The following is a 22,083-nucleotide window of genomic DNA, read 5'->3' on the forward strand; positions in this document are numbered from 1 at the left end:
CGGTGCAATTGCGAGGTTGCCCAAAAGAGGTGCTGTTTCATTCCGATCAAGGCTGCCAATACACCAGCCACAAATTCAGGAATGAAATGCGCAAGCATGGACTCCTGCAAAGCATGAGTCGCAAAGGTGAGTGCTGGGACAACGCCCCGATGGAGCGTTTCTTTGGAAGCCTGAAGTCAGAGTGGGTGCCAGAAGATGGCTACAGCTCGGAGCATGAAGCCCGCGTGGATGTGCAGCGTTATGTGATGCGTTACAACAACGTCAGACTCCATAGCTACAACGACTACCGGTCGCCGGTAGCTATGGAGAAACTGGCGGCGTGAAACCGTAACTGGTGTCCAAAATTAGTTGACCAGTTCAGCTTGCTCGCGATGAGGGCCGCCCATTCAACATCCAGGCAAGCTGACCCACTATTATCGCGAGCAAGCTCGCTCCCACAGTGGGTCACACTTGATGCTTAGTGATGCTCACGGGTCGCGCGGAATTTCACATCCGGCCAGCGCTCTTCCATCAGCGCCAGGTTGACCCGGGTCGGGGCCAGGTAGGTCAGGTGACCGCCGCCGTCCAGCGCGAGGTTTTCCACAGCCTTGTTGGAGAATTCCTCGAGCTTTTTCTTGTCGCCGCATTCGACCCAACGGGCGGAGTACACGGTGATTGGCTCGTAGGAGCACTCAACCTTGTATTCCTCTTTCAAGCGGCTGGCGACCACATCGAACTGCAGCACACCGACGGCGCCGAGGATGATGTCGTTGCTGCGCTCCGGGAAGAACACCTGGGTGGCGCCCTCTTCGGCCAGCTGCTGCAGGCCCTGGCGCAACTGCTTGGACTTGAGCGGGTCCTTCAGGCGTACACGGCGGAACAGTTCCGGGGCGAAGTGCGGGATGCCGGTGAAACCCAGGGTTTCGCCTTCGGTGAAGGTGTCGCCGATCTGGATCGTGCCGTGGTTGTGCAGGCCGATGATGTCACCGGCGAAGGCTTCTTCCAGTTGCTCGCGCTCCGAGGAGAAGAAGGTCAAGGCGTCGCCGATGCGCACGTCCTTGCCAGTGCGCACGTGGCGCATCTTCATGCCCTTGTCGTATTTGCCGGAGCAGATGCGCATGAAGGCGATACGGTCGCGGTGCTTGGGGTCCATGTTCGCCTGGATCTTGAACACGAAGCCCGAGAATTTCTCTTCCACCGGTTCCACGGTGCGCTCGTTGGCGACGCGCGGCAGCGGGCGCGGGGCCCAATCGACCACGGCGTCGAGCACATGGTCCACACCGAAGTTGCCCAGGGCGGTACCGAAGAACACCGGGGTCAGTTGGCCGTCGAGGAATTCCTGCTGGTTGAACTCATGGCAGGCGCCCTGCACCAGTTCCAGTTGTTCGACGAAACGATCGTACTCATCGCCCAGGTGCGCGCGGGCCTCGTCGGAGTCAAGCTTCTCGATGATCTTGACGTCGGTGCGCTCGTGCCCGTGCCCGGCGGTGTAGACGATGATGTAGTCGTCGGCCAGGTGGTACACGCCCTTGAAGTCGCGGTAGCAACCGATCGGCCAGGTGATCGGCGCCGCCTTGATCTTCAGGACCGCTTCGATCTCGTCGAGCAGTTCGATCGGGTCGCGGATGTCGCGGTCGAGTTTGTTGATGAAACTGACGATTGGCGTGTCCCGCAGGCGGCAGACATCCATCAGCGCGATGGTCCGTGGTTCGACGCCTTTACCGCCGTCGAGGACCATCAAGGCCGAGTCCACTGCCGTCAGGGTACGGTAGGTGTCTTCGGAGAAGTCTTCGTGGCCCGGGGTGTCGAGCAGGTTGATCATGTGATCGCGATACGGGAACTGCATAACCGACGTGGTAATGGAGATACCCCGTTGTTTTTCCATTTCCATCCAGTCGGAGGTGGCATGGCGATCGGACTTGCGAGACTTCACCGTGCCGGCGACCGCAATCGCCTTGCCCATCAGCAAGAGCTTCTCGGTGATGGTGGTTTTACCGGCATCGGGGTGGGAAATAATGGCGAAAGTGCGGCGTTTCGCGACTTCGGCGGCCTGTTTGGTCATGGGAAATCGCCTGGCAGGTGATTCAAAAAAGGGCGGCGATTATAGCTCAACTTGTGCCAGGAACCGAACCGTTGAGCACATCCAGGGTGGCCAGATCATCCCTTGCATGGGAACCTTTTGCCGCGTGGAGGCGTCCACCACCCTGATACGAGCAACCGTCAGGGTCTGGAAAATCAGCAAGTTAGCCTGACGGGGCTGCGCTCATGGCTCACTTCGACGACTGTTTACCGGCCTCGAAAAGAGCTGCTTCTCGCGAACGTTTTTCCGGCAACCCGTGATGGTTTGCCGCCCGGGAAAGCGTGCGCCGACTGAAAGACAAAGGAGTCCGCCTGTGGCTATCCGCTATGGCAAAGGGCTTATCGGGGGTGCGGTCGTCGTCGCGCTCCTGGCCCTGTTGATCCACTGGATCGGCATCGATACGATCCAACGCTACCGCGACGATCTGCTGTTTTACCTGCAAGCGCACCTGATGCTTGTGTTGGCCTCCATGCTGGCGGCCCTGGTTGTCGGCATCCCCGCCGGCATCGCCCTCAGCCGTCCCGGCATGGTCGGGCGCGCCGAACGCTTCATGCAAGTGTTCAACATCGGCAATACCGTACCGCCCCTGGCCGTGCTGGCCATCGCCCTGGGCATCCTGGGCATCGGCAGCGGGCCCGCCATCTTCGCCCTGTTCCTCGCCTCGCTGCTGCCCATCGTGCGCAACACCTATGAAGGCCTGAAGAATGTCCAGGGCTCCCTCAAGGAAGCCGCCGTCGGCATCGGCATGACCCCACGCCAGGTGCTGTGGAAAGTCGAGTTGCCCAACGCCGTGCCGATCATCGTCGGTGGCGTGCGCGTGGCCCTGGCGATCAACGTCGGCACCGCGCCCCTGGCGTTCCTGATCGGTGCCAACAGCCTCGGCAGCCTGATCTTCCCCGGCATCGCCCTGAACAACCAGCCGCAGCTGTTGCTCGGCGCGGCCTGCACCGCCCTGCTGGCGCTGCTGCTCGACGGCCTGGTGACACTGGCCAGCCGCCTCTGGCTGGAACGCGGTCTGCGACCGTCATAAGCCGGCTGGAAAAAGGAAATCGTTTATGAAGAAGTTGAGCTTGATACTGGGCTGTGTCCTGCTGTTCGCAGGGTTCGCCCAAGCCGCTGAAAAACCGCTGATCCGCCTCGGTGCCCGGGTGTTCACCGAGCAGACACTGCTGGCGGAAATCACCGCGCAATATTTGCGCGCCAAGGGCTACGACGCGCAGATCACCGGCGGCCTGGGCAGTAACCTGGCCCGCAGCGCCCATGAAACCGGGCAACTGGACCTGTTGTGGGAGTACACCGGCGTGTCGCTGGTGGCCTACAACCACGTCACGGAAAAACTCGACAGCGCCCAGTCCTACGCCCGAGTGAAAGAACTCGACGCCAAAAAGGGCCTGGCCTGGCTGGCACCGTCGAAATTCAGCAACACCTACGCCTTGGCGCTGCCGGAAAAAGTCGCGCAGCAATATCCGCAGATCAATTCCATCAGCCAGTTGAACACGGTGTTGCAGGCCGAAGCCGATGACAATCACCTAGTGGCCCTGGACACCGAATTCGCCAACCGTTCCGACGGCCTGGCGGGCATGGTCGAGCAGTACGGCATGAACCTGACCCGCAAGAACATCCGGCAGATGGACGCGGGCCTGGTCTACACCGCCCTGCGCAACAGCCAGGTGTTCGCCGGCCTGGTCTACACCACCGACGGCCGGCTGAACGCGTTCAAGCTGAAGTTGCTGGAAGACGACAAGCATTATTTCCCCGACTACACCGCCGCGCCGGTGGTGCGCCAGGCGTTCCTCGACGCGCACCCGCAACTGGCCGCGCAGCTCAAGCCCCTGGCCGAGTTGTTCGACGATGAAACCATGCGCCAGCTCAACGCCCGCGTGGACGTCAACCATGAAAGCCCCTCCGCCGTTGCCGCCGATTTCCTGCGCCAACATTCGCTGCTCTCAACCCAATGACCTGGAGGAAAAGCCATGGATTTTCTTGACGCCTTTTCCCATCTGGACTGGCCGCTGGTGCTGCACCTGACCTGGCAGCACATCACCCTGGTGGGCATCGCCGTGACCCTGGCCATTGTCGTCGGTGTGCCCCTGGGTATCTTCATGACCCGCTTCCCGGCGCTCGCCGGACCGTTGCAGGCCAGCGCCACCGTGCTGCTGACCATTCCGTCGATCGCGCTGTTCGGCCTGCTGTTGCCGTTCTATTCCAAGTTCGGCCAGGGCCTGGGCCCGATGCCGGCGATCACCGCGGTGTTTCTCTATTCGTTGTTGCCGATCATGCGCAACACCTACCTGGCCTTGACCGGCGTCGAACCGGGCATCCGGGAAGCCGCCCGCGGCATCGGCATGACCTTCGCCCAGCGCCTGCGCATGGTCGAACTGCCCATCGCCGTGCCGGTGATCCTGGCCGGCGTGCGCACCGCCGTGGTCATGAACATCGGCGTCATGACCATCGCCGCCACCATCGGCGCCGGTGGCCTGGGCGTGCTCATCCTCGCTTCCATCAGCCGCAGCGACATGTCGATGCTGATCGTCGGCGCCGTGCTGGTCAGTCTCCTGGCCATCTTCGCCGACCTGCTTCTGCAATGGCTGCAACGCTCGCTGACCCCAAAAGGACTATTGAAATGATCGAACTTCAAAACCTCAGCAAAACCTTCAAGAGCAACGGCAAGGACATCAAGGCCGTCGACTCGGTGAACCTGATCGTCAACGAAGGCGAGATCTGCGTGTTCCTCGGGCCGTCGGGCTGTGGCAAAAGCACCACGCTGAAGATGATCAACCGCCTGATCCCGCCCACCTCGGGCAAGGTGTTGATCAACGGCGAAGACACCACCGACCTGGACGAAGTGACCCTGCGCCGCAACATCGGCTACGTGATCCAGCAGATCGGCCTGTTCCCGAACATGACCATCGAGGAAAACATCACCGTGGTCCCGCGCCTGCTGGGCTGGGACAAACAGAAGTGCCACGACCGTGCCCGCGAACTGATGAGCATGATCAAGCTCGAGCCCAAGCAGTACCTGCATCGCTACCCCCGTGAACTGTCGGGCGGGCAGCAGCAACGGATCGGCGTGATCCGGGCCCTGGCGGCCGATGCGCCGCTGTTGCTGATGGACGAACCCTTCGGCGCGGTGGACCCGATCAACCGCGAGATGATCCAGAACGAGTTCTTCGAGATGCAGCGGGCGCTGAACAAGACCGTGATCATGGTCAGCCATGACATCGACGAAGCCATCAAGCTGGGGGACAAGATCGCGATCTTCCGCGCCGGCAAGCTGGTCCAGTTCGATCATCCGGATACCCTGCTGGCGCATCCGGCCGACGAGTTCGTCAGCAGTTTCGTCGGCCAGGACAGCACGCTCAAGCGCCTGTTGCTGGTCAAGGCCGAAGACGCCGCCGACAACGCGCCGTCGGTCAGCCCGGAAACGCCGGTGAATGAGGCGCTGGAGCTGATGGACGAACATGACCGTCGCTACGTGGTGGTCACCTGCGCCGAGAACAAGGCCCTGGGCTATGTGCGACGGCGCGACCTGTATCGCCAGACCGGCACCTGCGCGCAGTACCTGCGGGAATTCAATGCCACTGCCGCCTACGACGAACACCTGCGGATCCTGCTGTCGCGCATGTACGAGTTCAACCGCTCGTGGCTGCCGGTGATGGACGCCGAGCGGGTGTTCCTCGGCGAGGTCACCCAGGAATCCATCGCCGAATACCTGAGTTCCGGGAGATCCCGTGGGGGCAAGACCAGCATCGTTTCGCCGGCGGAGATTGCGCAGGCCTGATCACCCCAACGAACCCTGTGGGAGCCGAGCTTGCTCGCGATAGCGGTGGGTCAGTTGGCGGTAGTGTTGGCTGTGCCGCCGCGATCGCGAGCAAGCTCGGCTCCCACAGTTTCCGGGGCGGTCACCAAAATGATGTCTCTGCCCGAAACGCCCCGATTTTCCATCCCGCGGGAACATCAATCTGTCACGCAGGTCGGTTACATCATGAGCTGTCGCGGGCCGCACGACGGATGTGTGCAAAAACGCGACATTTTTAGTTGATCTCAGGCCCCTCACGCCCTAAAGTTCGCGCCGAACGTCCATGCTGGAAACGATCCATCCGGCTCAAGTACTGACGACGAGACAGCAAGGCCAAGGGAATCATGTATCCCATGGCCTTTTTGCTTTCGGCGACATGCCTTGGGAAGTAGGCGAACCAAAGTGGGGATACGGAGGACGTTCACGAGGGCTGCTTGCCCTCACACCCATTGATCCTGATGTTTGCCAGTAGGAGTCCCAAGTATGTCGATCCAGGTCGAAGATTATTTCGCGCGCGAAACTTTCCAGAAAATGAAAGCGTTCGCCGACAAGCAGGAAACCCCGTTCGTGGTGATCGACACCGCGATGATCGCCCAGGCCTATGACGACCTGCGCGCCGGTTTCGAATTCGCCAAGGTCTACTACGCCGTCAAGGCCAACCCGGCGGTGGAAATCATCGACCTGCTCAAGGACAAAGGCTCGAACTTCGACATCGCCTCGATCTACGAGCTGGATAAAGTCATGAGCCGTGGCGTGGGCCCGGACCAGATCAGCTACGGCAACACCATCAAGAAATCCCGCGACATCCGCTACTTCTACGAGAAGGGCGTGCGCCTGTACGCCACCGACTCCGAAGCCGACCTGCGCAACATCGCCAAGGCCGCGCCGGGTTCGAAGGTCTATGTGCGGATCCTCACCGAAGGCTCGACCACCGCTGACTGGCCGTTGTCGCGCAAGTTCGGCTGCCAGACCGACATGGCCATGGACCTGCTGATCCTGGCCCGCGACCTGGGCCTGGTGCCGTACGGCATTTCGTTCCACGTCGGCTCGCAACAGCGCGACATCAGTGTCTGGGACGCGGCCATCGCCAAGGTCAAGGTGATCTTCGAGCGTCTGAAGGAAGAAGACGGCATCGTCTTGAAGCTGATCAACATGGGTGGCGGCTTCCCGGCCAACTACATCACCCGCACCAATAGCCTGGACACCTATGCCGAGGAAATCATCCGCTTCCTCAAGGAAGACTTCGGCGACGACCTGCCGGAAATCATCCTGGAGCCAGGCCGTTCGTTGATCGCCAACGCCGGTATCCTGGTCAGCGAAGTGGTGTTGGTGGCGCGCAAGTCCCGTACCGCTGTCGAGCGCTGGGTGTACACGGATGTGGGCAAGTTCTCCGGCCTGATCGAAACCATGGACGAAGCCATCAAGTTCCCGATCTGGACCGAGAAGAAAGGCGAGATGGAAGAGGTGGTTATCGCCGGGCCGACCTGCGACAGCGCCGACATCATGTATGAAAACTACAAGTACGGTCTGCCGTTGAACCTGGCCATTGGCGATCGCCTGTACTGGTTGTCGACCGGGGCCTATACCACCAGCTATAGCGCGGTGGAATTCAATGGCTTTCCGCCGCTGAAATCGTTTTACGTGTAATGCGTTCGGGGGCTTGAACGTCCATCGTTCCGGCCCTGTCGCGTAATAAAAACGGCGTTTTTCCAGAAATGGAAAGCGCCGTTTTTTTGTTCTTGATGAAACCGCGTATCCCCTGTGGGAGCGAGCTTGCTCGCGATAGCAGTGGGTCAGCCGACAGTGATGTGGCTGACAGGCCGCTATCGCGAGCAAGCTCGCTCCCACAGGATTTTGTCGCTCATCTCATCACTGATCGACACCTTTTAGGTGTGTTTATGAATGCTTCTCGATAACACACGGCATAATGCGCACCGTGATGAACAGTAATAGATGAACAAGGCGGGCGACGTGTTGAAGAAAACCCTGTTCCAGTTGCACTGGTTTTTCGGCATCAGTGCCGGGCTGGTCCTGGCGTTGATGGGCGTTACCGGGGCGGTGGTGTCGTTTCAGGATGAAATCCTGCGGGCCTTGAACCCGCAAGTGCTGACGGTCGAGAAGCAACCGGCCGGCGTCTTGCCGCCCGCCGAGCTGGTGGAGCAGATCGAAGCCGCCTCCGGCAAGACCGTCGCCATGCTCTGGGTCGAGACCGACAGCGGCAACGCCGCGCGGTTGATCTTCGCGGCGCCTCCCGGGGAAAAACGTGATGCCATGCGCTATTTCGACCCCTACACCGCACAGTTCATGGGTGAGGTGACCGGCCAGGATTTCTTTGGCCTGATGCTCAGGCTGCACCGCGTCCTGACCCTGGATGACGTGGGTCGGCAAATCACCGGGGCCTGCACGCTGATCCTGGTGTTCTTCTGCCTGTCCGGGCTGTACCTGCGTTGGCCACGCCAATGGAAAAGCTGGCGCGCCTGGCTGACCCTCGACTGGGGGAAAAAAGGCCGTAGCTTCAATTGGGACCTGCACTCGGTGGCGGGCACCTGGTGCCTGGTGTTCTATCTGCTGGCGGCACTGACCGGGCTGACCTGGTCCTACGACTGGTACAACAAAGGCGTGACCCGCCTGCTCTCCGATTCACCGGAAGAGGAACGGGTGCGCAATCGCGGCCCGGCGCCAAGCGGCCCACTGCCCGTGGCCGATTACCGGGCCATGTGGAGCAGCATCTACAGCGCCGCCGGCCCGGGCCTGTCCGCCTACAACGTGCGCATGCCGCCCGTGGCCGGGCAGCCGGCGACCGTGCTTTACCTGCTGAAAAACTCACCTCACGACCGGGCGCTGAACCAGCTCATCCTCGACCCGGCCACCGGTGTCATCAGCCGGCATAGCCGCTACAGCGACAAGAGCCTCAAGGCGCAGTTGCTGACCAGTGTCTATGCCCTGCATATCGGCAGCTACTTCGGCCTGGTCGGGCGGATCCTGGTGACCGTCGCCGCGCTGACCATGCCCCTGTTCTTCATCACCGGCTGGTTGCTGTACCTGGACCGTCGCCGCAAGAAACGCCAGGCCAGAAACGCCCGCCAGGCCCTGAGCGTCAACCCGACCGATGCGCCGGCCTGGCTGATCGGCTTCGCCAGCCAGAGCGGTTTCGCCGAGCGACTGGCCTGGCAGACTGCCGGCCAACTCCAGGCCGCCGGCTTGCCCGTGAAGGTCCAGCCATTGGCCGGTGTTCGCGAGCAAGACCTGAACAACGCCACCCATGCGCTGTTTGTCGTCAGCACTTTTGGCGACGGCGAAGGGCCGGACAGTGCCCGCGGCTTCGAACGCAAGGTGCTGGGCCAGGCCTTGAGCCTGGAGCGCTTGCAGTATTCGGTGCTGGGCCTGGGCGACCGGCAATATGAACACTTCTGCGGTTTCGCCCGGCGCCTGCACGCCTGGCTGGCGGAGCACGGCGGCAAGACCCTGTTCGCGCCGGTGGAAGTCGACAGCGGCGACCCTTATGCCCTGCGTCACTGGCAACAACAACTGGCCGAACTGACCGGACAGGCGCCTGCCGACACCTGGCAGCCCCCCAGTTTTGAAAACTGGACCCTCAGCCAACGCACCCTGCTCAACCCCGACAGCAGCGGCTCGGGCGTGTACCTGCTGGGCCTCACCGCCCCCGGGCCGAGCAGTTGGCTGGCCGGTGACCTGGTGGAAATCCTGCCGCGCAATGACCTGGGGGCCATCGAGCATTTCCTCGATGGCCTCGGCCTCTCCGGCCAGGCGCGTGTGCAAGTCGATGGCCTGCCCCAGAGCCTCGATCAGGCCCTGGCGACCCGCCAACTGCCGGAAAACCGCGCCCACCTGGTCGGCCTCCATGCCCAGGCGCTGGTGGAGGCGCTGGCACCGCTGGCCATGCGCGAATACTCCATCGCCTCGATCCCGGCCGACGGCGTGCTGGAACTGATCGTGCGCCAGGAACGTCACGTCGACGGCAGCCTGGGCGTCGGTTCCGGCTGGCTGACCGAACACGCACCGCTGGGCAGCGCCATCAGCCTGCGGCTGCGCCGCAACAGCAGCTTCCATCTGCCGCCCCAGGGCGTGCCGATGATCCTGCTGGGCAACGGCACCGGCCTGGCGGGCCTGCGCAGCCTGCTCAAGGCCCGCGTCACCGAGGGCATGCAGCGCAACTGGCTGCTGTTTGGCGAGCGCAACCGCGAGCACGATTTCCACTGCCGCGATGAGTTGCAGGAATGGGTGACCTCCGGCGACCTGGAACGCCTGGACCTGGCCTTCTCCCGGGATCAGAAGCGGAAGATCTACGTCCAGGACCGTCTACTGGAATCGGCCGCGCTGCTCAAGCAATGGGTGGCCGACGGCGCGGCGATCTATGTCTGCGGCAGCTTGCAGGGCATGGCATCCGGGGTGGATCACGTGCTCAACAACGTGCTGGGGCGCGAGGAAGTGGAGCGACTGATCGAGCAGGGGCGGTATCGGCGGGATGTCTACTGATCCTGGCCGAAACATCATCCCTGTGGGAGCGAGCTTGCTCGCGATAGCGGAGTATCAGACAGCATACTTGTCGGCTGACACACCGCATCGCGAGCAGGCTCGCTCCCACATTGGTTCCTGGTGTGCTTGAAATTCACACGGGCTGCAACTTCTTCTCGAACACCGCCACCCCTTCCAGATCCCGCAACACCACGCTCATCTCCCCGTTCGGTCCATCGATGTTCACCTCACCAAAGAATTGATACCCGGCGAACGGCGAGGTGTTCTGGGCCGGAGGAGCTTTCTGGAACACCACCTCAGGGCCGAAGGTCTTGTCCAAGGCGTTGGGCCCGAAGCTGCCGGCGTTCAATGGCCCGGCGACGAACTCCCAGAACGGTTCGAAATCCTGGAACGCGGCGTGTTCGGGGTGGTAGTGATGGGCGGCGCAATAGTGGACATCGGCAGTGAGCCAGACGTAGTTGCGCACCTGATGCTTGCGCAGGTAACCCAACAGTTCGGCGATCTCCAGTTCACGCCCCTGGGCCGCGCCCGGGTCACCGTTGGCGACTGCTTCCCAACGCGGCACGCCGGGGCTGACCTCGCCATCCGGCACACCCAGGCCGATGGGCATGTCGGCGGCGATGACTTTCCACTGGGCGCGGGATTGCTTCAACTCGCGCTTGAGCCAATTCAATTGCTCACGCCCCAGGAACGGTTTGGCCGCGCCGAGGTTGGCGTCATTGGCTTCGCGGTAACTGCGCATGTCCAGCACGAACACATCCAGCAGTGGCCCGTAACCGAGCTTGCGGTAGATCCGCCCGCCGCCGTCGGCCTTCTGCCGGCGCATCGGCGCGTACTCCAGCCAGGCCTGGCGCGCCCGCCCCACCAGGCTGTGGATATCCTTGGTCTGGTAACGCTCGTCCAGTTGCTTGCCCGGCGACCAGTTGTTGACCACCTCATGGTCGTCCCACTGCCAGATCTGCGGCACTTCGGCATTGAAGCGGCGTACGTTTTCATCCATCAGGTTGTAGCGATAGTTGCCGCGATACTCATCCAGGGTTTCGGCGACCTTGCTCTTGGCCTCGGTGGTGAGGTTGCGCCAGATGCGTCCACCCTCGGCGGTGATTTGCGCTGGCACCGGGCCGTCGGCGTAGATGGTGTCGCCGCTGTGGATAAAGAAATCCGGCAGGCGCAGGCGCATGGCTTCGTAGATGCGCATGCCGCCGATGTCCGGGTTGATCCCGAAACCCTGGCCGACGGTGTCGCCGCTCCAGACGAAACGAATGTTGCGCTTGAATTGCGGCACGCTGCGCAGGTGGCCGAGCCAGGGTTCGCTGGCAACCCCGCTTTGGGCGTCTTCGAAATGCACACGGTAGAAAATCGCCTGGTCGCGGGGCAGCCCGGTAAGTTCGACCCGGGCGGTGAAATCACTGCGGGCATCGGCCACGGGCGAAACGAAGCGACGGGGATTGGTGAACTTGCTGCGGGTGTCCCACTCCACCACCATCCGTGCCGGACGGTCGCTGCGGCTCCAGATCATCGCCCGGTCGCCCTGCAAGTCGCCAGACTGCACACCGTCGGTGAGCACCGGACGATCCTTGACCGAAGCCATCACCGCCGGCGCCAGCCCCGGCAACAACAACCCCGCCCCCACGGCTTGCATCACCCGACGACGGCCCAGGTCGAATTCGCTCATGGTGTTCTCCCTTGAAATGGGAAAACTTAAGCATGGCTGTGTGAAGTGGGTGTGACAGGATTTCATGCCCCCAAAACCAACTGTGGGAGCGAGCTTGCTCGCGATGGCGGAGTCTCAGACAACCCAGTTGTCGACTGATACACCGCTATCGCGAGCAAGCTCACTCCCACAAGGGGATTTCATTGCTTCAAAGAAGCGCTCAGGCCTTCGCCGGCTCCAACGCCATCTCCACCACCTCAGGCCGCTTGAGCAGCGCGTACGCCACTGCCGTCAGCAGGCTCCCCGCCACGATCGCCAGCAAGTACAACAACGCATGGTTGATGGCGTTGGGGATCAGCATCACGAACAGGCCGCCATGGGGGGCCATGAGCTTGCAGCCGAAGTACATCGACAGCGCACCGGTCAGCGCACCGCCGGCGATGCTCGCCGGGATCACCCGCAGGGGGTCCTTGGCCGCGAACGGGATCGCGCCTTCGGAGATGAAGCACAGTCCCAGCACCAGTGCCGCTTTACCGGCCTCGCGCTCGGTCTGGGCAAATTTGCGCCGGGCGATGAACGTGGCGATGCCCAGGCCAATGGGCGGCACCATGCCGGCAGCCATGGCCGCGGCCATCGGTGCATAACTCTGCGAAGCCAGCAGCCCCACCGAAAACGCATAGGCGGCCTTGTTGATCGGTCCGCCGAGGTCGACGCACATCATCGCCCCCAGCAGCACGCCCAGCAGAATCGCATTGGTGGTGCCCATGCTGTCGAGGAAGTGGGTCAAGGCTTCGAGCATGCCCGCCACCGGTTTGCCGACGATGTAGATCATCACCAGGCCGGTGAACAGGCTCGCCAGCAGCGGAATGATCAGGATCGGCTTGAGCGCTTCCAGGCTCTGGGGCAAGCGCGCGTAGCGGCTGATCGCCTTGGCCGCGTAACCGGCCAGGAAACCGGCGATGATCCCGCCAATGAAGCCGGCGCCCAGAGTGCTCGCCAGCATCCCGCCGATCATGCCGGGCGCCAGGCCCGGCCGGTCGGCGATGGAATAGGCGATGTAGCCGGCCAGCAGCGGCACCATCAACTTGAACGCGGTCTCGCCGCCGATCTGCATCAGCGCGGCCGCCAGGGTTCCAGGTTCCTTGAAGGCCTCGATGCCGAACACGAACGACAAGGCGATCATCAAGCCACCGGCCACCACCATCGGCAGCATGAACGACACGCCCGTCAGCAGATGCTTGTAGGCGCCGGTCTTCTCCGACTTGGCCGGGGCGCTGGCGCCGCTCGACGCACTTTCCTGGCGAGCTTCGACCAGCGCTTTGTTCAGCGTCGCTTCGGCCTGTTTCAAGGCGATGCCCGTGCCGCAACGGTAGATCTTCTTGCCGGCAAACCGCTCGGTGGCGACTTCAATGTCGGTCGCCAGCAGCACCACGTCCGCTTCGGCGATGGCCTCGGCGCTCAACGGATTGCGCGCCCCCACCGAACCCTGGGTTTCCACTTGCAGGTCATAGCCAAGCTTCGTCGCCGCCTGCTGCAAGGCCTCGGCGGCCATGAAGGTATGGGCGACGCCCGTTGGGCATGCGGTGATGGCGACCAGGCGCGGGGCACGCTCGGCCGACGCCGACGGCTCTTGCTCGAACACATCCGCCTCGCCCAGAACCTCAGCCTCTACGGCGCCACGACGCAACACCGCATCCACGTCCTGGAGGGCCAGGGCCGGTGTGCTGCGGAACACCCGCTTGCCGACGAACCGCGACAGGTCCACCGGGCCGCTGGCGACCAGCAACACCCACTCCGCCGCTTCGAGGGTCGCCGCCGACAACTGGCGTTCCGGATGGGCCGCGTCATGGACCTCGACGCTGGTGCTCCAACCCTGGCGCTGCGCCGCGGCGTCCAGCAGGCGGGCGCACAACACACTGGTAACCATGCCGTTCGGGCAGGCCGTCACAATGGCTAGTTTCATTCTTGCGAACCCTCTTATTGTTCTGTCAGGGGGCGCACGCGCACGCCCTGTTCAAGCGACGCCAGTACCGCGGTGTCGTGGATGCCAAAACCGATCTGCGTGACCGCCATGGCGGCGATGGCCGTGGCAGTGCGCAGTGTCTGTTCCGGGGTGTCGGCGCTGAGCAGGCCATGGAGCATGCCCGCCAGCAGCGAATCCCCGGCGCCCACGGTACTGGCGACGCTGACCTTGGGCGGCGAGGCATGCAACGCCGCACCGACGCTGAACCAGTTCACGCCATCGGCACCGTGGGAAATCACCACATGCTCGACACCCTGGGCATGCAGGCGCTGCGCCGCTTGCGCCTGGGCCGCTTCGCTCACCACCTCGCACCCCAGCGCATCGGCCAGTTCCTCGGTGTTCGGCTTGATCAGCCACGGCCCCGCCGCCAGGGCAACGCGCAAGGCTTCGCCACTGGTGTCGAGGGCCACGTTCAGGCCGAGTGTCTTCAAGCGTGCGATCAATGCCTGCAGCCACTGCGGGCTGACGCCCCGGGGCAAGCTGCCCGCCACCACGACCACGTCGTGGCCGGGGGCGATCTGCTCCAAACGCGCCAGCAAGGCCTGCTGTGCGGCGGCATCGACCACCGGGCCAGGTCCGTTGAGGTCAGTGATGCGCCCGTCCTGCTCGGCCAGCTTGATATTGCTGCGGGTCTCGCCGGGGACACGGATAAAGGCGTCGACAAACCCGCGCTGGACGAACAGCGTCTCGAACACCTGGGCGTTGTCTTCGCCCAGAAAGCCACTGACCGTCAGCGTATGACCGAGGTCAGCCAGCACCTGGGCCACGTTCACGCCTTTGCCAGCGGCGTGGGCATGCATGGCGTCGCTGCGGTTGACCTGGCCCGGCTCCAGGCGCGCCAACTCTACCGTGAGGTCGAGCGCCGGGTTGAGGGTCAGGGTTAGAATCTTCGCCATTACAGCGCCTCCACTAATGCGCGCACGTCATCGGCGCTGCCCACGGCCAAGGCCGCTTGGGCCAGGGTTTGTGCTTGCGCCAGGCTCAGTTCGCGAACCCGCGCCTTGACCTCGGCAATGCTACGGGCCGAGACACTCAGCTCGTCCACGCCCAGGCCCACCAGCACCGGCACCGCCAGCGGATCGGCCGCCAGTTCGCCACACACACCGACCCATTTGCCATGGGCATGGGCGGCGCGCACGGTGATGTCGATCAGTTGCAACACTGCCGGGTGCAAGCCATCGGCCTGGGCCGAAAGGGTCGGATGCCCCCGGTCGATGGCCAGGGTGTATTGCGTCAGGTCATTGGTGCCGACGCTGAAGAAGTCGACTTCCTTGGCCAGCACCGGCGCCAGTAACGCGGCGGACGGCACTTCGATCATGATCCCCAGTTGCAGGTCCGCCACGGGTATTTCCCGGCGCAGGCGCTCGGTCATGTCCCGGGCCTGGCGCCACTCGTCGACGCTGCCCACCATCGGGAACATGATCCGCAGCGGACGGCTGTCCGCCGAGCGCAACAAGGCCCGCAGTTGCGCTTCCATGACTTGCGGGCGCTGCAACGTCAGGCGAATGCCCCGCACGCCGAGGAACGGGTTTTCTTCTTTCGCGATCGGCCAGTACGGCAGCGGCTTGTCGCCGCCCACATCCAGGGTACGCACCACCAGCGGCCGCCCGGCCAGGCCATCGAGCACCTTGCGGTATTCGGCTTCCTGGGTCGCTTCGTCCGGCGCCTGGCTGTGGGCCATGAAAATCAGTTCGGTGCGCAACAGGCCAATGCCTTCGGCGCCCTGCTCCACCGCGCTGGCGACGCCGGCGCTTTCGCCAATGTTGGCGAACACTTCCACGGCATGCCCGTCACGGGTCAGCGCCGGTTCGTGGCGCTGCTCGGCCGCGACCTTGAGGCGCTGTTCGCGGGTATCGCGCTCTTCCTTGGCGCGCTGCAACGTGGCGGCGTCAGGGTCCACGTGCAGGCGACCACGCTGGCCATCCAGCAGCAAGGACGTGCCCGGCGCCAGCAGCAATACCGCCGCCCCCGCGCCCACCAGCGCCGGAATGCCCAGGGCGCGGGCAACGATGGCGCTGTGGGCGGTGGCGCCGCCACGGGCGGTGAGAATCCCCGCCACACGGGTCGGGTCCAGGCGGGCCACGTCGGACGGGCCGACTTCGTCCATGACCAGGATGTAGGGTTGATCGGGCTCGTTCGGGGTTTCGACGCCACACAGTTGCGCCAGCACCCGACGGCCGACGTCTCGCAGATCGGCGGCCCGTTCGGCCAGCAAGGCATCCTGCAAGGCTTCCTGCTCTTTGGCGGCCGCTTCGATCACGCCCATCCACGCCGCTTGCGCACTCTCGCCCAGCTTCAAGCGGGTGTCGACTTCGTCGGTCAGTTCCGGGTCGTCGAGCATTTCCTGATGGGTGATGAAGATCTCGCGGATGGCCTTGGCCTTGGCGCGCTCGATCAGGCCCTGGATGTCACGGCGCACCTGGTTCAAGGCGTTCTGCAGGCGCTCGCGCTCGATGGCCGCCGATTCACCGCGCAGCGGATAGTCGATGGCCTGCAATACCTGGATGTGCGCCGGGCCGATGGCGATGCCCGGGGCGGCGGCGACGGCCTGGATCAGGCTGCCGGATTCGGGCGCCAGCATGACGGTCGCGACCTCGGCCATCACGGTTTCCCGTGGCGCACTCGGTGGCGGCAGCGGTTCGACCTCTTCGCCCAGGCCTTCTTCGATGGCGGCCAGCAGTGCCGGCAACGCGTCGCTGGCAATGCTCGGTTCGGCGATGAACTCCAGGACCTGGCCGCGACGGGCGCCCAGGCTCAGCAGTTTGCTCAAGCTCTTGGCCGACACGGCGCTGTCCTGGCCGTCGACAATGCGCACGCGGATTTCGCCGTCGAAGCTTTTCGCCAACTGGGCGAGGATCTTCGCCGGGCGTGCATGCAGGCCATGGGCGTTGGCCAGGCCGATGCGCGCGCTGGGCCAGTCGGCGGGCAGTTCTCCGCCGAGCACTTCCAACACCTTGCGGCTGCTGGTGGCGCGGCCGAGCTCGTGGCCGCGGCCTTCGATCAGCAAGGCGCAGAGCCTTTCCAGCAGGGCCTGGTGGGCCTCGCCGAGGCTGGCAAGGCAGAACAGGCCGCTCAACGGCTGGCCCAGGTAACGGATGGGTTTGTCCGGGGTGACGAACGCCAGGCCCGGGCGCTTGACGGTCTGCTCGCTGTGCAGCCACCACAAGCCATCGCCCAGGGGCAGCGCATCGACTTGCTGCAACACGCCGGCAAAGCCATTGCTCACACAGTCGGCCTGGCGCAACAGGCGGGCGCCGCGCCATACCAGTTCTTCAAAATCGTCAGCCGACACACCGAGGCCGATCATCTGGGCATCCAGGGCCAGTTCCTGCGGCGCGCCTTGCAGCAGCTTCAGCAACGCTTCGGCGGAACCGGCGCGGCGCAAGGCCTGGCCCAGGTCCGTCTCGCCGAGGGCGCGGGTCAGCAGTTGCAGCAGGCGCAGGTGTTCATCGGACTTGGCGGCGATGCCGATGGCCAGGTAGACAATCTGACCATCGCCCCAGTCCACGCCGTCGGGGAATTGCAGCAGGCGCACGCCGGTGGAATAGACCAGGTCGCGGGTCTGCGGGGTGCCGTGGGGGATGGCAATACCTTGGCCAAGAAAGGTCGAACCCTGGGCTTCACGGGCCTGCAAGCCAGCGAGGTAGCCCTCGGCTACCAGGCCATCGGCCACCAGTCTGTCGGCAAGCAGTTGCAGCGCAGCGTCTTTATCCACAGCCGTCTGCGCCATGGATATCTGCTCTAGAGTGAGCTCGAGCATGCTTTCTCCTTTTTGGCGTCCGGGTTGGCGCCAGGTATTGTTTTGAATGAATCAGCTTAGCGTTACAGGACGGCTTTTGGCGGTATCGCGGCAGCACGGCCAAAAATCCTGCTAGCCTTGAAAATACGCTTGCTGAAACGTTTAATCTAGAAAGATTGGCACGTTACTCGATAATCTCTCATCGTTGAAGTGCAACTTGTCGTAAGCGCTTGGGCGGTAACCGTCAGCTTGAATCGGGTAGGATGGCCCTTATCCTCGGGACTCACTCGAAAAAACAAGGAAAACCGGGTTGAAACTCAGTGATATCGCTCAATTGGCCGGTGTGTCCGTCACCACCGCCAGCTATGTCATCAACGGCAAGGCCGAACAGCAACGCATCAGCAGCGCTACCGTCGAACGGGTGCGGGCAGTGGTCGAGGAACATGGCTTCACGCCCAATCCCCAGGCCGCCGGGCTGCGCAGCCGGCACACCCGCACCCTGGGCTTCATCCTGCCAGACCTGGAAAACCCCAGTTACGCACGCATCGCCAAGTTGCTGGAACAAGGCGCCCGGGCACGGGGCTATCAGTTGCTGATCGCCAGTTCCGATGATGCGCCCGACAGTGAACGACAGCTGCTGCAATTGTTCCGCGCCCGGCGCTGCGATGCGCTGATCGTCGCCAGTTGCCTGCCGGCCGGCGACGACAGCTACCTGCAGCTGCAGGCCAAGGGCATTCCGATCATCGCCATCGACCGGGTGATGGAACCGGCGCATTTCTGCTCGGTGATCAGCGACGATCGCCAGGCCAGCCTGCACCTGACGCGCAGCCTGCTGGAGACCCACCCTCGACAAATCGCCTTGATCAGCGCCCGTCCCGAATTGAGCATCAGTCAGGAACGGGCCGCAGGTTTTCGCGAAGCCTTGGCCGGGTTCGAGGGCCAGGTGTTGATCGAGCATGGCGAGTCGTTCAGCCGTGAATGCGGCCGTCAGTTGATGGATGAAATGCTCGCGCGCCTGGGGCATCTGCCCGATGCGCTGATCACCACGTCTTATGTGCTGCTGCAAGGGGTGTTCGATGCCCTGCATGATTTCCCGCTCAAGTCGCGGCCATTGCGCCTGGGCACGTTTGGTGACACGCAGTTGCTGGATTTCCTGCCGCTGCCGGTCAATGCCATGTCCCAACAACATCAGTTGATCGCCGACAAGGCCCTGGAACTGGCCCTGGCGGCCATCGAAAACGATGACTACCAGCCTGGCGTGCAGGCCATCGCCCGGACGTTCAAGCAGCGGATCCACCAGGGCTGACGTTTCCTCAGGATTGATGAATGGAGCTGATCGACACCCACACCCACCTAGACTTCCCGGACTTTGACGCGGACCGCCCGGCGCTGCTGGCCGAAAGCCGCGCCTTGGGCGTGCGGCAAATGGTGGTGCTGGGTGTGTACCGGGACAATTGGCAGCGGGTCTGGGACCTGGTGCAAAGCGACCCGGGCCTGCATGCCGCCCTGGGCCTGCACCCGGTGTACCTGGACCAGCATCGACCCGACGACGTGGCGCTGTTGCGCGACTGGCTGGGCCGCCTGGCCGGGCACCGGCAATTGTGTGCAGTGGGCGAGATCGGCCTGGACTATTACATCGAGACCCTGGACCGTGACCGCCAGCAAGCACTGTTCGAAGCGCAACTGGAACTGGCCTTGGAGTTCGAACTGCCGGCACTGATCCACGTGCGCCGCAGCCACGCCGCCGTGATCGCGACCCTCAAGCGCATCAGCCCCACCCGGGCGGGGATCATCCATGCCTTCGCCGGCAGTTTTGAAGAGGCCCGCGAATACCTCAAGCTCGGCTTCAAGCTCGGCCTCGGCGGTGCGGCGACCTGGCCTCAGGCCCTGCGCATGCACCGGGTGCTGGCGAAACTGCCGCTGGATGCGGTGGTGCTGGAAACCGACTCACCGGACATGGCCCCAGCGATGTTTCCTGGACAACGCAACAGCCCGGCGCACTTGCCGGCGATTTGCGAGGCGCTGGCCGGGGTCATGGGTACCAGCCCGCAACAACTGGCTGAGGCCAGCACCACTAACGCCCGCGAATTATTCGGCTGGTAAAGAAACCTGTGGGAGCGAGCCTGCTCGCGATTGCTGCGCGGCAGGCCCCCATTTGTCGACTGATGCACCGCTATCGCGAGCAGGCTCGCTCCCACCTTGGGTCAAATCAGCCAGCACTACACCCGAAACGCATTGATCAGTTGCTTGAGCTGCACCACCTGGGCAGATAGCTCACGGCTGGCATTTTCGGTCTGGTGCGCGCCTTCGGCCGTGCGTTCGCCGGCGCGGTTGATCTCGACGATGTTCTGGTCGATGTCATGGGCCACGGCCGTCTGCTGCTCCACGGCGGCGGCGATCTGCTGGTTCTGGTCGACGATCATGCCGACCGCACCGAGGATATTTTCCAAGGCCTGCTGGACCTGTTCCGATTGGCCGACCGTGCCACTGGCCATCTCATGACTGCTACCCATCGCCTTGACGGCGGCACCGACACCGCCATGCAGACGGGCGATCATCGCTTCGATTTCTCCGGTCGATTGCTGGGTCCGCTTGGCCAGGGTCCGCACTTCATCGGCCACCACCGCAAAACCCCGACCCTGTTCACCGGCACGGGCGGCTTCGATGGCGGCATTGAGGGCCAGCAGGTTGGTCTGCTCGGCGATGCTCTTGATCACATCCAGCACGCGGCTGATGGCCTGGCTGTCGGTCGCCAGTTGGTTGATCACCTGCACCGACTGATCGATCTCACTGGCCAAGCGGGCGATGCTGCCCTGCTGCGACTCCACCAGCCCGCGCCCGCTGAGGGTCTCGTCGTTCACACTGTGGGCACTGCTCACGGCAGCGGCGGCACTGCGGGCCACTTCCTGGGCCGTGGCCGACATCTGGTTCATCGCCGTGGCCACCAGTTCGATCTGGCTACGCTGGCCGGCGACGGCCTGGTTGCTCTGGGCCGATACCGTCTCCACCTGCCCGGCCTGGCGTTCGACTTCCGCGACGGTGCGGCTGACCTGTTCGATCAGGTCATGGATCTTCGCCACCGTACCGTTGAACACTTCCCCCAATTCGCCCAGCTCATCCTTGCTGCGCGCCACGAAATTGACCGTCATGTCCCCCGCCGCCACTTTGTCCATCATCTGGCCCAAGTGCTGGAGGGTGGTGCGGGTCGACGCGTAGAAGCCGGCGTACAGGTAAAAAATCAACAGGAACACCGCCACCAGCGCCACGGCCTGCAGCACCATATGGCTACGATTCTGCTCAAGCCGCTGCTGCAACTGCACACCGAGAAAGCCCTGGGTCGCTTCGTTCAGCCGATAAGTCTGCTCCATCAGGCCGCTGACCTGCTCGAAGAACGCCGGCCACGGTGCATCGAGGGTGTCGGCCATCACCACTTGCTCCTCGATCAGCTCCAACGCTTTCTTGAGGCTGCTCTTGCTACCCTCGGCCTGGGCGCCAAGGGCTTGCCCGGCGGCCTTGCTGGAGCCGAGGGCGTCCTGCAGTTTCAAGTCATACTCGCCCTGGAGCTTTTCGATCTGCGCCAGCAACTCGTCGAAGCGGGTGCTCGATGCCGAATTGAGAAACCCCAGCCCCAACGAGGACGCCCCCAGCGCCCGGCCATCGCCGAGGATCTGGGTGACCTTGGGAGTGGTGCCGATGATCAATTCGCTGAGTTGGCGGATGTCGCTCTGGTTGTCGCGGCTCAGCCCCGCCTGGCTGGCAATGATCTGGCTGAACATCTGGGCGCTGTTGAGCAACTTGCCGATCAGCGCACTTTTGCTCTGCAGGGAGCTTTCCGCCTGCTGGGCCTTGAAAGCAGCGATCATCTCGTCGCGCTTGGCCTCGAAGGCACTGACCTGCTCGGGCTCGATGGCCATGGCGTTCATGCCTTGCAGGCGCGCGAGGACTTGTTGCTCCAGGCTGCCGATCTTCGCTTCGACATCACCAGCCTTGCCGGACTGGCCCAGGCTGGCGTTGATCTGCACCAGGTTGTTGAGGGTTTCCAGGTCCCGGCGCAGGGCCAGGCTGCTGCCCAGCAGGTCGAGGCTTTGCAGCTCCACTTGGGTGCCCTGGAATTCCCGATAGGAATCACGCACCAGAAAGAAGTTGGTCACCAGCATGGGTAGCAGGAACAGCACGCTGATCAGGCTGAACTTCATGCCGAAGCTCAGGCGGTTCATCAGCGCGACGGCGGGCCAGAGCAAACTCTTCACAAGGAAGTCTCCCGGTAGTGTTCTTATTGTTATGAGCTCGCGCACAGAGACAGCAGAAAGCC

15 protein-coding genes and 1 pseudogene are annotated in these 22,083 nt (G+C 63.4%); 9 read left to right on the plus strand and 7 right to left on the minus strand.

Going from position 1 to position 22,083, the window contains the following annotated elements; genetic code table 11:
• The coding region (locus BLQ55_RS28055) for an integrase core domain-containing protein (protein ID WP_143011796.1) at window positions 1-323 on the plus strand (323 nt) is incomplete at its 5' end.
• Between the two features lie 134 nt (window positions 324-457).
• Here BLQ55_RS28055 and BLQ55_RS28060 read toward each other — a convergent pair.
• Window positions 458-2,041, minus strand: coding sequence for a peptide chain release factor 3 (locus BLQ55_RS28060; protein WP_092202163.1), 1,584 nt, complete (start codon window positions 2,039-2,041; stop codon window positions 458-460).
• Between the two features lie 331 nt (window positions 2,042-2,372).
• On the opposite strand from BLQ55_RS28060, the gene BLQ55_RS28065 reads away from it, so the two are divergent.
• The 6 genes from BLQ55_RS28065 to BLQ55_RS28090 all read left to right on the plus strand — a co-directional run bounded on the left by BLQ55_RS28065 (window position 2,373) and on the right by BLQ55_RS28090 (window position 10,355).
• On the plus strand, window positions 2,373-3,089 hold the full coding sequence (locus BLQ55_RS28065; protein WP_092202161.1) for an ABC transporter permease: 717 nt from the start codon (window positions 2,373-2,375) through the stop codon (window positions 3,087-3,089).
• A 25-nt stretch (window positions 3,090-3,114) separates the two neighbouring features.
• Window positions 3,115-4,017: a glycine betaine ABC transporter substrate-binding protein gene (locus BLQ55_RS28070; RefSeq protein ID WP_092202159.1), complete on the plus strand. Its 903-nt coding sequence runs from the start codon at window positions 3,115-3,117 to the stop codon at window positions 4,015-4,017.
• 15 nt (window positions 4,018-4,032) lie between these two features.
• A complete protein-coding gene (locus BLQ55_RS28075; protein WP_060739198.1) occupies window positions 4,033-4,686 on the plus strand; it encodes an ABC transporter permease in 654 nt (217 codons plus the stop codon).
• Entirely contained in the window at window positions 4,683-5,840 is a 1,158-nt protein-coding gene (locus BLQ55_RS28080; RefSeq protein ID WP_092258731.1) for an osmoprotectant ABC transporter ATP-binding protein OsmV, read from the plus strand. The genes BLQ55_RS28075 and BLQ55_RS28080 overlap by 4 nt, the downstream gene beginning before the upstream one ends.
• Window positions 5,841-6,341: 501 nt before the next feature.
• Window positions 6,342-7,505, plus strand: a complete 1,164-nt coding sequence (locus BLQ55_RS28085) for a type III PLP-dependent enzyme (RefSeq protein WP_092202153.1) — start codon at window positions 6,342-6,344, stop codon at window positions 7,503-7,505.
• Window positions 7,506-7,829: 324 nt separating this feature from the next.
• Window positions 7,830-10,355, plus strand: coding sequence for a PepSY domain-containing protein (locus tag BLQ55_RS28090; protein ID WP_176814265.1), 2,526 nt, complete (start codon window positions 7,830-7,832; stop codon window positions 10,353-10,355).
• 133 nt (window positions 10,356-10,488) lie between these two features.
• On the opposite strand, the gene BLQ55_RS28095 is transcribed toward BLQ55_RS28090, so the two are convergent.
• From BLQ55_RS28095 to ptsP, 4 genes are all read right to left on the minus strand, one after another.
• On the minus strand, window positions 10,489-12,030 hold the full coding sequence (locus tag BLQ55_RS28095) for an alkaline phosphatase D family protein (protein ID WP_092258737.1): 1,542 nt from the start codon (window positions 12,028-12,030) through the stop codon (window positions 10,489-10,491).
• A 199-nt stretch (window positions 12,031-12,229) separates the two neighbouring features.
• On the minus strand, window positions 12,230-13,972 hold the full coding sequence (locus BLQ55_RS28100; protein ID WP_092258740.1) for a PTS fructose-like transporter subunit IIB: 1,743 nt from the start codon (window positions 13,970-13,972) through the stop codon (window positions 12,230-12,232).
• Window positions 13,973-13,986: 14 nt separating this feature from the next.
• The gene (gene pfkB, locus BLQ55_RS28105; RefSeq protein ID WP_092202145.1) at window positions 13,987-14,928 is read right to left on the minus strand and encodes a 1-phosphofructokinase; all 942 of its coding nucleotides are present in this window, start codon (window positions 14,926-14,928) and stop codon (window positions 13,987-13,989) included.
• Window positions 14,928-17,792, minus strand: coding sequence for a phosphoenolpyruvate--protein phosphotransferase (gene ptsP, locus BLQ55_RS28110; protein WP_092202143.1), 2,865 nt, complete (start codon window positions 17,790-17,792; stop codon window positions 14,928-14,930). Before ptsP ends, pfkB begins: the two co-directional genes overlap by 1 nt.
• Before the next feature lie 289 nt (window positions 17,793-18,081).
• On the opposite strand from ptsP, the gene cra reads away from it, so the two are divergent.
• Window positions 18,082-19,077 carry a catabolite repressor/activator gene (gene cra, locus BLQ55_RS28115; RefSeq protein ID WP_092258743.1) on the plus strand — a complete coding sequence of 332 codons (996 nt, stop codon included), beginning with the start codon at window positions 18,082-18,084 and terminating at the stop codon, window positions 19,075-19,077.
• A gap of 20 nt (window positions 19,078-19,097) precedes the next feature.
• Window positions 19,098-19,874: a TatD family hydrolase gene (locus tag BLQ55_RS28120; RefSeq protein WP_092258746.1), complete on the plus strand. Its 777-nt coding sequence runs from the start codon at window positions 19,098-19,100 to the stop codon at window positions 19,872-19,874.
• A 116-nt stretch (window positions 19,875-19,990) separates the two neighbouring features.
• Here the strand turns inward: BLQ55_RS28120 and BLQ55_RS33000 are convergent, their stop codons facing one another.
• On the minus strand, window positions 19,991-20,920 hold the full coding sequence (locus BLQ55_RS33000) for a methyl-accepting chemotaxis protein (RefSeq protein ID WP_371128555.1): 930 nt from the start codon (window positions 20,918-20,920) through the stop codon (window positions 19,991-19,993).
• A pseudogene (locus BLQ55_RS33005) lies at window positions 20,897-21,988 on the minus strand (methyl-accepting chemotaxis protein); the annotation flags it as partial. The pseudogene BLQ55_RS33005 and the gene BLQ55_RS33000, both read right to left, overlap by 24 nt.
• Window positions 21,989-22,083: the final 95 nt, after the last annotated feature.

The sequence above is a fragment of the Pseudomonas sp. NFACC13-1 genome (assembly GCF_900104425.1).
Classification (GTDB): Bacteria; Pseudomonadota; Gammaproteobacteria; order Pseudomonadales; family Pseudomonadaceae; genus Aquipseudomonas; species Aquipseudomonas fluorescens_AA.